The organism is Rikenella microfusus DSM 15922 (assembly GCF_000427365.1).
GTDB lineage: Bacteria > Bacteroidota > Bacteroidia > Bacteroidales > Rikenellaceae > Rikenella > Rikenella microfusus.
The window spans coordinates 1,491,179-1,504,268 of the sequence record NZ_KE386488.1; the positions used below are offsets into that span (position 1 = coordinate 1,491,179).

A 13,090-nucleotide genomic window follows, 5' to 3' on the forward strand; every position below is an offset into this window, starting at 1 on the left:
CGAATCGGATGCGCCGGAAGCCGGATTTTAACAGCGAAATTTTATGTGAACTGTATTTTGCCGGTTATTTGAGCAGCAGCACTTCATTGTCGCCATAAGTCTCGTAGCTCGAAACGATTACTTTTTCGCCGTCGTCCAGGCCGTCCAGCACTTCATAGTACCGCGGATTCTGGCGGCCGAGTTTCACCGAGCGGCGGTAGGCTTTCGTCCCGTCGGGCGATACCACGAAGATCCAGCTGCCGCCCGTGGTCTGGTAGAACGCGCCGCGCGGAATGATGATCGCGTCGGTGGGCTGTCCCAATTCGAGGTTGAGGTTGTAAGTCTGCCCGGAGCGTATGTTGTCGGGCCGTTCGCCCGTCAGGTAGCACCACGTGCGGAACTGCCCGTCGCGCACCTCCGGGAAGACGGTCTTCACCACCAGGTTGAATTTCTTGCCCTGGCGTTCGAAAGTGCCTTCGAGGCCCGGTTTCACGCGGTCGATGTAATGCTCGTCGATCATCGCTTCGATCTTGTAGTCGCTCAGGTCGTTGATCTGTCCCACTTTCGTCCCCGAAGCCACGTACTGGCCGAGCACCACGTCCAGCAGCCCCAGTTCGCCGTCGATATTGGCCCGCACGTTCAGGTTATCGACCCGCTGGCGGATCAGTTCCATGTTTTTCTTCATGCTTTCGAGGCTGATTTCCATATTATCGACCTGGAGCGCCCGGAAAATGGAATCCTGTTCCTGCCGGTTATAGATCAGGTCCTTTTTCTGTACCGACAGTTCGTAATCCTCCTTGGCCTGGAGATATTCTTCGTTGGAGATCAGGTTTTCGCGGTGCAGCGCTTCGTACTGCTCGTATTTGCGTTTGGCGCGGGTTACGTCGATCTCGGTCTGGAGCCGCTCCTGCTGCAGGTTCAGTTTCTCCTGTTCCATGCTCACCCGGGTGTCGCGCAGCTGGTTTTCCTGATAAGCCAGGTCGGCTTCGCTGGTCAGGATTTCCATGTTCAGTTGCGGATTGGCCAGTTTGACGATGACGTCCCCTTTCTTGACCATCGCCCCCTCTTCGACCACCTTGACATCGACGTTGCCGCTTTCGAGCGGGCTGATCTGCACGGTCGTGATCGGCAGCACGCTGCCGTTGACCTGCACGTAATCGTTGAATTGGCCCCGGTGCGCCGTCTCGATGGTCACCGTGCGGCTGTCCACCTTCAGCGACGAACTGTGGTCGCCGAAAATCAGCCAGCCCAGTATCAGCAACAATGCCGCTCCGCCGGCTACGTAAGGAATATGCTTCTTTTGCAGTCCTTTCTTCTTTTCTAAAACTCTGTCCATGGTTGTATCTGTTATTATTTTTTCGTTTTCGTTTTTTCGTATCCGCTTTTTCCGATGCCATCTTCGTGCCACGCTGTCAATATGTTGATTTTCTGAATAATGCGTTTGCATCGTCGAATCCGGACTGTCAAAAAATTAGACACCTGCCGTCTAATATTTGGACACGGGTCATTCGCTCAGCAGCGGGATGCCTTTGTAATAGTCCACCTGTTTGCGTTTGGCCTGCCACGTCATTTCGGCATTGAGCAGTTTCGCCTTCGCATCGAGCAGCTGGTTGGCGGTCGTCTGCAAATCGAGCGCGCTGAGCAGCCCTTCTTCGTATTTGCGCAAGGCCACTTTGTATGCCATCGACTGGGACTGCACCTGCTTTTCGGCCTGTTTCCGCTCTGCGAAAGCGCCGTTCAGGTCCAGCACGGCCTGTTCCACTTCGACAGCGATCTGGCGCTGCGTTTCGATATGGGCCTGCTCGCTGCTGCGCAGGTCGTTGCGTTTGCGCACGATGTTCGTTTGCCGGCTCCACCCGCCGAAGATAGGGATGCTGAGGCTCGCGGACACCGATTTGGAAAGGTTGTCCTTAAACTGTTTCGAGAAGGCTGTGGCATCCTCTTTCAGGTTCTTGTAATAGCTCGTCCCCACCCCTGCCGATGCCGAAAGGCTCGGGAACAGGCTCGCTTTGGCGGTCGAGAGGTCGAGTTTGGCCAGCCGCACGTCCATCATCGACATCCGCGTGTCGGGCAGGGTGGCCAGCGCCACATCGACGATTTCGGACGCATCGGTCGTGTCCATTTCTGGAATGGCATAGCGCCAGGCCGTATCGATCTTCAGTTTCGCATCCGGCGGATAGTTCATGACCTCCTTGAGCTTCAGCTCGCAGGTCCGCATGTTGTTTTCCGTCTTGATCAGGTTGTATTCGTCCGCGGCCAGCGTCGCTTCGAGCTGGGCTACGTCCGCGACCCCTTTCAGTCCCAGGGCCATCATCCTGCGCCCCTGGCGCAGGTTGTCGCGCGAAGCGTCCACCTGCTCGCGGGCCAGCGTCTGGGTGCCGAGCGTATAGGCGAAATCATAGTACGCCTGCATCGTCTCCAGCGAAATGTTGTCTTCCACCTGCTTCTGCTGTTCTTCGCCGCGGAGTTTCGAAATTTTGCCGGCCCGCGTGTTGTTGATCAGCTGCAAACCGTTGAATACGGTGATACCGGCCGACAGATTGTAACTGTTGCTCAGGGTATTGACCGTCGTGTAGGTATTGGTCCCGGGGTCCACGTTACGTCCGAACCCGGCCGAAACGCTCGTGCTTCCGCTGAGCGAAGGCAGGTGCTGGAGGATCGCTTCGTGATACGAGGCTTTCAGGTTGGCGTTGGTCAGCTGCTGGCGGATCGCCTGCGGACTGTTCTCGATGGCATAACGCATGCACTCCTGCAGGTTCCATATCCGCGACGTATCGGCTTCCTGCGCCTGCACTCCGCACACTGCCATGCCGGCTGTCAATGCGATTGTAATCAGATTTTTCATAGATCAAGTCGTATTTCTTGTGCTCTGGTTGAAGTATTCGTCTGTACATTAGAATCCAACGGGTATGCCAAAATAGATAAGATTTTGGTTGTCAGACGTTTGTATTTTCGGACGATTTTCCGGAATGTCTATTTTTTTGACACCCGTGTCCATTTTTTTGACAACAAAGCCCTATCTTTGCCCGACCTAACACCCGCCTCGACGAGGCAAGACTATGAAAAAAGAAGGAACCATTGTCGTCGTGGACGATAACCGGAGCATGCTCACGGCTGTCGAAATCCTGTTGAACGGCATTTTCGGAAAAGTAGTGACCCTGAGCAGTCCCAACCGCCTGCTCAGTACCCTGCGCGAAGTGGGGGCCGACGTGCTGTTGCTGGACATGAACTTCAGTTCGGGGATCAACAGCGGCAACGAAGGTCTTTACTGGCTCTCGGAGGTCAAGAAAGCCGATCCGCAGATCGAAGTGGTGCTCTTCACCGCCTACGCCGATATCGACCTGGCTGTGAAAGCCATGCAGCGCGGGGCCGCCGATTTCGTTGTCAAACCGTGGAACAACGCCAAACTCGTCGCTACCTTGCAGGCGGCGCTGGCGTTGCGCAAATCGCGTTCCGAAGCCAAGCAGCTGGGGGACATCAAACGCTCCTTTTCGCCCGAAAGCTCCGAGAACGGCATGTTCTGGGGCACTTCTCCCGCCATGCAGCGCCTGCGGGCCATCGTCGAAAAAGTGGCCGACACGGATGCCAATATCCTGATTACGGGCGAAAACGGCACGGGTAAAGAGATGCTGGCCCGCGAAATACACCGCCTCTCGGCCCGCAAGGACGAGCTGATCGTAACGGTGGACCTGGGCGCGATTCCGGAAACGCTGTTCGAAAGCGAACTCTTCGGGCATGTCAAGGGGGCTTTCACCGACGCGCGCACCGACCGGGCGGGCAAATTCGAAGCGGCATCGAACGGCACGCTGTTCCTCGACGAAATCGGCAACCTGCCCTACCACCAGCAGGCCAAGCTATTGACGGCCATCCAGAGCCGCAGCATCGTACGCGTGGGAAGCAATACGGCGATCCCGGTCGATATCCGGCTGATTTCGGCCACGAACCGCGACCTGAACCGGATGGTGGCTGCCGGCGAATTCCGCGAAGACCTGCTCTACCGCATCAATACGATCCATATCGAAATTCCGCCGCTTTCGCAGCGCACCGAAGACATCGTGCCCTTGGCGCGGATCTTCCTGAAACGTTATGCCGCCAAATACGGCAAGACGTGCGACGGCTTCGACGACGGCGCGCTGGAAAAAATGCTCGGCCACGACTGGCCGGGCAATATCCGCGAGCTGCAACATACGATCGAGAAAGCGGCGATCATGGCCGACGGCGACCTGATTACGGCCGACGAACTGCTCATCTCGCGGCGCGAGGGGAACGCCGCCGAACAGACCGTGGCCACCACGACCCTCGAAGAGATGGAGCGTTCGATGATCGCCGGCGCCCTGCAACGGCACGGGGGCAACCTCTCGGCCGTGGCGGCGCAGCTCGGAGTGACGCGCCAGACGCTCTACAACAAAATCAAGAAATACAACCTCTAACGGCCGCCGTCCGCCGCGACCATCACTGCCGCCATGTTCTATTACCGGGTGACACTCAGACTGCTGCTCCTGCTGCTCCTGCTGGCGGCCAGTTCCGCCGCTACGCTGCTGCTCGTCCAGCGCGGGTATTACGCGTTCGCCTTTTTCACGGGAGCCGTGCTGGTCGGTTCGATCATGGGAGTCATCCGTTTCAATAACTGGAATGCCCGCAAGCTGATGTTCATGTTCAGTTCCATCGAGAACGGCGACTATTCGTTCCGGTTTACGGAGAGCCGTCCGGGACGGGACAACACGATGGTCAATGCCGCCCTCAACCGGATCCGCGGCCTGCTCACCAAAGCCCGCGACGAGACGATCGAACAGGAAAAATATTTCCAGCTGATTCTCGAAAGCGTTACTACCGGAATCGTGATCGTCGACGAGCGGGGGCATGTCGTCCAGACTAACCGGGAAGCGATCCGCCTGCTGGGTATCGAACCGTTCACGCATATCGTCCAGCTGAAGCGACTCGACGAGAAGTTTCCGGCCCTGATGCGGGACATAGAGGCCGGCGAGAGCCGTCAACTGGTGTGCAATAACGAGCGGGGTTCGGTTACCTTGTCGGTACACGCCTCTTCGATCTTCCGGCGCGGCGAACGGCTCAAAATCCTGGCCCTGACGGATATCGAAAACGAACTGTCGGACCGTGAAATCGAGTCGTGGATACGGTTGATCCGCGTGCTGACGCACGAGATCATGAACTCCATCAATCCGATCACTTCGATCAGCGACTCGTTGGTCGAACGGGTGGGCGACGGGGACGACAAACAGCTTCGTCAGGGGCTGGAAACCATCAGCCAGACGGCCAAGGGACTTATTGCGTTCGTCGAATCCTATCGCAAGTTCACCCGCCTGCCGGCGCCTGAACCGACCTTGTTCTATGTCAGGGAGTTCATGGAGAGCCTTCGGTCGCTGGCGCTGGCGACGGTTCCGGAGGGGGCGCGGCCGGTGGAAATCCGGTTATCGGTCGAGCCGGAGGACCTGATCCTCTATGCCGACCGGGGGCTGGTGAGCCAGGTGGCCATCAACCTGCTGAAAAACGCCATCGAAGCGACGCTCGACACCGAAAATCCGCGCATCGATTTCACGGCTACGGTGGACAACCGCGAACAGGTGATCCTGACGGTGGCGAACAACGGCCCGAGTATCCCGCCGGAAATAGCCGACCACATTTTCATTCCTTTCTTTACGACCAAAACGGGCGGGTCGGGTGTCGGCCTGAGCCTGTCGCGCCAGATTATGCGGCTGCATGGCGGCACGCTCAAATACCGTCCCGGGGCGGAAGGCACAGGGTCGATATTCACCATGACGTTCAAATAGGGAGGGGAACCGTCATTCCGGACGGATATAAATCGGGTGATTATATACAGCGTTACCCGATACCGGGTCTTCCTCCGAGGCCCGGCGGCGGGCACTCCGACTCCTGGTTTGCAATATCCCGCAGCGACGGCACGAAGCAGGCGAGGGATTTGTGCAAGTAGCCGTAGGGTTAAAACTAAGTTTCCGCACAGCGTCGGACCGCAGCCTCTCCATGCGGCAGCCCGCTCATTCGCGATGCCCGTTCCGTCCCTGCAGCCCTTTGCAAAATTAACCGTACGGTTATTTTTTATTCGGGTCGGGCGCCCGGGAGACCGCTCTGAGTTTACGAGGGTTGCGGGCCTCCCATGGGGAGGCGTCCGACCCGTCCGCTGACGCGGAAACTTATGTTTAACCGAACCGTTATTTGCCGAGGGGCGCAGCCTGCGGGGAACGCACCAATCGCTCCCGCGATTGGTGTTGCGGGCCTCCGCTGCGGGAGGCTGCGGTCCGCGCGACCTAAAGGTCGCAAAACATGTCCCTGTCATTTAACTGTACGTTAATATCCCGATTTATAAGAATCGCCGGTTGTCGTGGTGCCGCCGGACGCTCCGACAGGGAGTTGTCTCTATAAAGGATGGCGCAAAACCGAATAGGCAAAACATGTTCCCCCTGCATTTTTACGAGGCCGAGGTCTGCGGGGGTATTATGGTTTCCGTCCGGGATACCTGCCGGACGACCTTCGAGAGCGTCATCCGGAAACCGGCCGGATATGTCGCAGCAACCGCCGTCCTGCCGATTCCTGCAGGACGGCGGCAACGGAATCTGGTAATTGCCGGGTACGGTATTCCCTATGGGCGGAGGATTTGGGCGGGAGACGTATTTTGCCTATATTAGACCGGAAATATCGGTGCCGGAAACCGGCGCGGATGACGGCCTTTTCGCGAATGACAGATGCAAAACATATCGAAGAGATGTTCGCCTTGCGGAAAATCAGACCGACGGCGATCCGGACGATGGTGCTCCGTGCGATGATCGGGCACACGTCCGCATTCAGTCTGCCGGACTTGGAGGAAGAGCTGGCGACCGTGGACAAGTCCACATTGTCGCGGACAATCCGCCTTTTCCATGAACATCATCTTATCCATAGCATCGACGACGGTTCGGGGACGGTCAAATATTCGGTCTGCCGGGACGACTGCCAGTGCGCGTTGGGCGATCTGCATGTCCATTTCCACTGCAACCGGTGCGGGAATACCTATTGTATGGAACATATCTCGATCCCGAACATCGCCCTGCCGGAGAAATTTACGCTTGAGAGCGTGAACTTCGTGATGAAAGGCATCTGTGCGCAGTGTTCGGACAAATCCCGTCGGGGTCAGTAGAGCAGCCACCCGGCTGCGCCGGAGAGGACGATCAGCAGAATGGGACTCACCTTGCGCACGGCAGCTATCAGGACGGCTCCGAAAATCACATAGCTTTTCCAGTCGATGAAATTATCCGGAGTCAGCAGCAGGAGCGCGGCGGCCAGAATCAGCCCGATCACTACCGGTCGCAGCGCTTTCATCACTTGCGCCACATACGGATTGTCTTTCATTTTCAGGTAAAAACGCGAGGCGATGAGCATGATGATCAGCGAAGGGGCGCATACGCCGAAAGTCGCCAGAGCCGAACCCCACACCGAATCGGTCGCGGTATAGCCGATGTAGGTCGCGCTGTTGATAGCGATCGGACCGGGCGTTACCTGGGAGATGGCGATGATGTCCGCGAATTGGGCGCTGCTGATCCATGCGTGGTCGGTCACCACTTCGGTCTGGATCAGCGAGATCATGGCGTATCCGCCCCCGAAACCGAACAGGCCGATCTTGAAAAAAGTCAGAAACAGTTGGAGATATAGCATGGCTTACGGTCGTGTGGGGCGTTTCGTTTTCCAGTAAGTTCGTCCGGCTCCGGCCGCTATGCCGCCCGCGATGAACCATACGGGGGAGATTTGCAGCCAGATGGCCGCGGCTATGACGATAAATACGCCGTATTCCCAGTATTTCAGTCCTTTGGCGAATGCGAAGACGGGTTGAAGGATCAGGGCTACCACGGCCGGCCTCATCCCTTTGAAGATGCTGTTTACGGTCGGGTTCTCGTCGATACGGGAGAAGAATACGGCGATGACCAGCAGGATGATGAACGAGGGGAGCACGGTGCCGAAAAATGCCGCGACGGCGCCGCGGGTACGGAAGATTTTGTAGCCGACCATGATCGAGACATTGACGGCCATGGGGCCGGGAGCCGACTGGGCGACGGCGAGCAGGTTGATGAACTCCTCTTTTTCTACCCACCGGCGTTTGTCGATCACCTCTTTCCGGATAATGGGGATCATGGCGTATCCGCCGCCGAAGGTGAAGCAGCCGATCTTGAAGAACGAGGCGAACAGGGTGAGCAGTTGGCGGAACATAGAGGCGGTTTTCGGTCCGGCGGCAAATGTACGAAGATCGGGCCGGGGTTACAAATGCGCTTTTCCGGTGTCGGGATAATATGTCGCCGGGGTACAGGCCGGCATGGGCCTGCCAGTCCGCTTCGGAGTAACGACTGCTTTCGAATCTCTTCATTGCCTCTTCGTAATGATGGCCGGCCATCGACCCGCTGGTGAAAGCATGGGTGTTCGGGTCGGCATCCACCCATCCCCTGCTGGAGGTCATCATGCCCCTGTCTTCCACATGCAGGACATAAACCATGCGCGACGATCCGCTGCCGGTAATCACATAGACATCGTTGTATTGGGACTTAAATTGGTCACTAATTAATTCGGTAACATCAAGTCCACTGGGGGGTAATCCATTGGTATGGGTGTGGAAACTGGCTACCGTATGAGTGATGCCTCCTTCTGAGTAATAGTGACCTATATCCACATAATTTGCCGTACCAGTTGTCATAGGCATAAATCCGTATACGGTTGTCTGCCCTTGAGAAATCAGGTACATCGACATGCCGTATTCCACCCCTTTACCGTCGGACTCTTTCAGAAATGTATCCCATTGGCCGGATTCTCCCTCGCGCGTTTTAGCGGTGATGGCATGATTAAGGGTGTTTCTGGCCCTGCTGAGGTTTGGGTATATCCGTCGGCCCGCCGCCACCTCTCTGAGGCGTCGCCTCCTTTTTAATGGTATCTTTCTGCTGCTCGGTTTCCGACCCCAGGCATTTGCAGGGCAATGCCCCGTTCATTTTGCATTGGCAATTTTGCATTTGGCCGGTCTGGCAGGCCGTAGCCGTGATTTCCGGCGCTTCGATGTGCAGCGAGTACAGCGACGGCCCGTTACCGTACAGTTCCGTATCGCCGAGCAGCTGCGCCGCGGCATACCGGTCGGCGGCCTCTTCCCGCAGCTCCTTGCGGCAGGTCCAAAATACGCTTGCGGCCCCTAAAATGCCGAAAATGCATAAAACAGCGCCGGACGTTTCATAGGCAAAGGGTTTTTAATGAACGTTCGCTCGCTTCGACGGAATCCGGAAATGCTCAGCTATAAAAATAACATAAAAGACTGGTTTTGCAAAGCGAGCCGATATTGGCGGGAGAATGGCCGGATTGCTCCTGCGGTTTGGCCTAACGCAGGGCGTTTTGCCGGACGGGCCGTTCGTCCGTCCGGCGGCGTCTGCCGGCCCCGGAGGGCGGCCGGTTGCGAAATCGCCCGAAAAAACGTACTTTTAACCCCAAATTCCGACTTGTCATGCAGAACGGCTTCTCCCGCTTTCTTCGGAAAGCGCTGCCTCATATCGTAGCCCTGGCCCTTTTCGCGGTCGTTTCGGCTGTCTTTTTCGCACCCCAGTACGAAGGGAAAGCCTTGCGGCAGACCGATATGGTGATGCTGGGCGGCGTTACGAGCGACATCCAGCAGCACATCGACCGCTACGGCGAACACCCCCAGTGGGCCGGGCGCAATTTCAGCGGCATGCCGTCCTACCTGATCAACATGAATTACGACGGGCGCTGGGTCAAGAACGCGGCCGACCATCTCTATATCCTCGGCCAGCCGGCTTCGTGGATCTTCATCGCCATGGCCGGCTTCTACCTGATGCTCCTGATGTTCGGCGTCGATCCGTGGCTCTCCATGGTCGGGGGGCTGGGCTACGGGCTTTCGTCCTATTTCATCATCATTATCGGCGCGGGGCACATTACCAAGATGATGGCCCTGGCGTGGGTGGCGCCGATGGTCGGGGCCGTATGGTACGCCTACCGAAAACGTATGTGGCTCGGCGCGGCGCTGGCCGGACTGTTCGCCGCGGTCGAAATCTCGACCAGCCATCCGCAGATCACCTATTATTTCCTGTTCGTGCTGTTGGCGCTGGTCATCAACGAATTTATCGTCGCGTATAAAGGGAAGGCGCTGGCCCGGTTCGGCAAAACGACGGCCCTGCTCCTGCTGGCCGCCGCACTGGCGGTGGGGGCGAACCTCGTGCAGCTCTATTACGTGGCCCAGCATACGCCGGAGACCACGCGCGGCAAGAGCGAGCTGACCGAGGCGACGGTGAATACGGACAACCATACGGGCGGCCTCGACCGCGACTACGTCACGGCTTGGAGTTACGGCAAACTCGAAACGCTGAACCTGCTGGTCCCGAATCTCTACGGCGGCGGCCGCGATTTCGGTGCGGACGGCGAGGTGGCGAAGTCGCTGCGCGGCTACGATGTGCCCAAAGGATTCGAACGGAACCTGCCTTCGTACTGGGGCGACCAGCCTTCGACCGACGGGCCGGTCTATCTGGGCGCCTGCCTGGTGTTTCTAGCCGTCTTCGGCCTGTTCGTGCTGGACGGGCGCCAGAAGTGGTGGATCGCGGCGGTTTCCGTGCTGGCGATATTCCTGGCGTGGGGACGGCATATGATGTGGTTCACCGATCTTTTTCTCGATTACTTCCCGATGTACAATAAGTTCCGCACGGTGTCGATGATTCTGGTGATCGTCGAGTGGGCCGTGCCGCTGTTGGCGGTGCTGGGGCTGGCCCGGCTCTGGACGCGCGAAGGGGCGGACGAAAAACGGATGCGGAACGGCTGGAAATGGTCGTTGCTGATCGTGGGCGGGCTGGCCCTGTTGGTGGGGGTCTTCGGGCCGATGTTCGGCAGTTTCGCAGGGCCGAACGACGAGGCGATGGGACTGCCTGAACAGATCGTGGCGGCGATGCAGGAGGAACGCGTGTCGCTGATGCGGACGGATGCCTTCCGTTCGCTGCTGTTCGTCGTCCTGACGGCGGCCCTCGTGTGGCTGTTCATGAAGGATAAGGTCCGGAAAGGAGGATTGGTGGCGGGGCTGTGCGTGATCGTGGCGGCCGACCTTTTCCCGGTGGACAAACGGTATGTCTCGGCCGACGATTTCCATCCGAAACGGCAGGCGCTGGCCATTCCGATGACCGAAGCGGACAAGCTCATTTTACAGGATACGACGGACTACCGGGTGGCGAACTTTACGCTCGATCCGTTCACGGATGCCACCACCTCCCGTTACCACCGTTCCGTGGGAGGCTACCATGCGGCCAAACTGAGACGTTATCAGGATTTGATCGATCACCATCTCAGAAAAGAGAATAGAGCGGTGTACGACATGCTGAACACCAAATATTTCATCGTGCCGGGCAGCGACGGCCGGCCGGCGGTACAGCAGAATCCGTATGCCTGCGGCAGCGCGTGGTTCGTGGACAGCGTCGCGTGGGTGGAAAATGCCGATCAGGAGATCGCGGCGCTGGAGAGCGACGGCAGGGGAGGCGGGTTCGATCCGCGTACCACGGCGGTCGTGGACCGGCGTTTCGCCCCGCAGTTGGAAGGGCTGGACTTCGCGGCGGACAGCACGGCTTCCGTCGTGCTGACGGAATACCGGGTGAACCGGCAGACGTACCGGACGCGCGCCGCGCGGGACGGGGTGGCGGTGCTGTCGGAGATTTACTATCCGAAAGGTTGGACGGCGACTATTGACGGCCGGCCGGCCGAGTATTTCCGGGCGGATTACGTCTTGCGGGCGATCCGGGTACCGGCGGGCGAACATACGGTGGTATTCAGCTTCTCGGCGCCTCATTTCGGGCTGTTGGCGGGAATTACGCGGGCGTCGTCGGCGATCTTGCTGTTCGGTACGCTGGGGTTGCTGGCGGGCATCGGCATCCGGAACCGTAAACGGGGCGGGGGCGAATGATGATGGCGGGGCGCGGCGGACTCAAGGCGGACTATTCGGTGGCGACGGTCAGCGTGACGCTGGTGCTGTTGCTGCTGGGGGTGGTGGGCTATATCCTGATCAATGCCTACTCTTCGACCTCGGCGGTACGGAGCGAGTTGCGCTTTTCGGTAATGCTGTCGGACACGGTGACGCAGGCTCAGCGTTCCGCGATCGAGAAACGGATGGGGATGCATCCGGCTATCGCGACGTGGCGCTATATCTCTGCGGACGATGCGGCGAAGGATTTTCAGGCGTATATCGGGACGGATTTCGTGGATTTCCTGGGTGAGAATCCGTTGCCGGCATCGTATGAACTGACGCTCAATCCGGGATATACGGATGCGGAGGAGTTGGCCGGCCTGGAACGGGAGTGCGGTGCGTGGCAGGGGGTCGAGGAGGTGGTCTATCAGCAGAAAATCGTAGAGGCGGTGATGCGGAATCTGAACCGCCTGAATGTCATCCTGCTGGGGTTGGGCGGCTTCCTGCTGTTGGTGACGGTGATGTTGATTTCGAACACGTTGCGTCTGGCGGTGGCGTCGCGCCGGCAGGCGATAGCGACGATGAAACTGGTGGGGGCGACGCCGGGGTTTATCCGGCGGCCGTTCGTGTTGCGCAGCTTTACGCAGGGGGTGGTGGCCGGTGTGCTGGCGTCGGGGCTGCTGTATCTGTTCGCGGACGGGCTGTCGGAGGTGATGCCGGATGTGAAGCTGGTGGCGGACGGGGATACGTTCGCGCTGCTTTTCAGCGCGATGGTCTTGGCGGGCGTGCTCATTTGCACTACCTTTACGGCGCTGGCGGTAAACCGCTATGTCCGACAAACCGATTGATAGTTAACCGATCGTTTATTTTGAATACCTGTTCTTCGGGTTTGAGACAACCGTTCTTTTTCTGAAGAAAAAGAACCAAAAAGACTTTCCAGAGGCCGCCCTTCGGGCAGCCACGCTGTAACTACCCTCGAATTGTCATGCGGGAAGGGGCGGTATGGGCGTGTATCATTGTACAACCGCCCCTTCCCACATGACAAAATCGGGGCTGCCACGGTATTAGCATCCCAACGGGATGCGTTCGGAAGTTTTTCTGGTTCTCTTTGTTCACAAAGAGAACAGCATCCTCCAGCCCGATGAAACAGACGTACAAATAACGATCGAATTAAAAAACAGA

Annotated in this window: 9 protein-coding genes; 5 read left to right on the forward strand and 4 right to left on the reverse strand. The window is 58.1% G+C overall.

The window, feature by feature from the left end; genetic code table 11:
- Positions 1 to 64: 64 nt before the first annotated feature.
- Both RIKMI_RS0107315 and RIKMI_RS0107320 read right to left on the reverse strand, forming a co-directional pair.
- Positions 65 to 1,315, reverse strand: a complete 1,251-nt coding sequence (locus RIKMI_RS0107315) for an efflux RND transporter periplasmic adaptor subunit (RefSeq protein WP_027291068.1) — start codon at positions 1,313 to 1,315, stop codon at positions 65 to 67.
- A gap of 168 nt (positions 1,316 to 1,483) precedes the next feature.
- Positions 1,484 to 2,824, reverse strand: a complete 1,341-nt coding sequence (locus RIKMI_RS0107320) for a TolC family protein (RefSeq protein ID WP_027291069.1) — start codon at positions 2,822 to 2,824, stop codon at positions 1,484 to 1,486.
- A gap of 214 nt (positions 2,825 to 3,038) precedes the next feature.
- Between RIKMI_RS0107320 and RIKMI_RS0107325 the strand changes: the two genes are divergently transcribed.
- The 3 genes from RIKMI_RS0107325 (at position 3,039) to RIKMI_RS0107340 (ending at position 7,129) form a co-directional block, all read left to right on the forward strand.
- On the forward strand, positions 3,039 to 4,409 hold the full coding sequence (locus tag RIKMI_RS0107325) for a sigma-54-dependent transcriptional regulator (RefSeq protein ID WP_027291070.1): 1,371 nt from the start codon (positions 3,039 to 3,041) through the stop codon (positions 4,407 to 4,409).
- 33 nt (positions 4,410 to 4,442) lie between these two features.
- Positions 4,443 to 5,768 carry a sensor histidine kinase gene (locus tag RIKMI_RS0107330; RefSeq protein ID WP_027291071.1) on the forward strand — a complete coding sequence of 442 codons (1,326 nt, stop codon included), beginning with the start codon at positions 4,443 to 4,445 and terminating at the stop codon, positions 5,766 to 5,768.
- A gap of 923 nt (positions 5,769 to 6,691) precedes the next feature.
- Entirely contained in the window at positions 6,692 to 7,129 is a 438-nt protein-coding gene (locus RIKMI_RS0107340; protein WP_027291073.1) for a Fur family transcriptional regulator, read from the forward strand.
- Here RIKMI_RS0107340 and RIKMI_RS0107345 read toward each other — a convergent pair.
- Both RIKMI_RS0107345 and RIKMI_RS0107350 read right to left on the reverse strand, forming a co-directional pair.
- Positions 7,123 to 7,644, reverse strand: a complete 522-nt coding sequence (locus RIKMI_RS0107345) for a chromate transporter (RefSeq protein ID WP_027291074.1) — start codon at positions 7,642 to 7,644, stop codon at positions 7,123 to 7,125. The genes RIKMI_RS0107340 and RIKMI_RS0107345 overlap by 7 nt on opposite strands.
- A gap of 3 nt (positions 7,645 to 7,647) precedes the next feature.
- A complete protein-coding gene (locus RIKMI_RS0107350; protein ID WP_027291075.1) occupies positions 7,648 to 8,193 on the reverse strand; it encodes a chromate transporter in 546 nt (181 codons plus the stop codon).
- A 1,267-nt stretch (positions 8,194 to 9,460) separates the two neighbouring features.
- Between RIKMI_RS0107350 and RIKMI_RS13385 the strand changes: the two genes are divergently transcribed.
- Both RIKMI_RS13385 and RIKMI_RS0107365 read left to right on the forward strand, forming a co-directional pair.
- Positions 9,461 to 11,908, forward strand: coding sequence for a YfhO family protein (locus RIKMI_RS13385; RefSeq protein ID WP_037291682.1), 2,448 nt, complete (start codon positions 9,461 to 9,463; stop codon positions 11,906 to 11,908).
- Positions 11,905 to 12,756, forward strand: coding sequence for a cell division protein FtsX (locus RIKMI_RS0107365; protein WP_027291077.1), 852 nt, complete (start codon positions 11,905 to 11,907; stop codon positions 12,754 to 12,756). The genes RIKMI_RS13385 and RIKMI_RS0107365 overlap by 4 nt, the downstream gene beginning before the upstream one ends.
- The last annotated feature ends 334 nt before the right edge of the window (positions 12,757 to 13,090 follow it).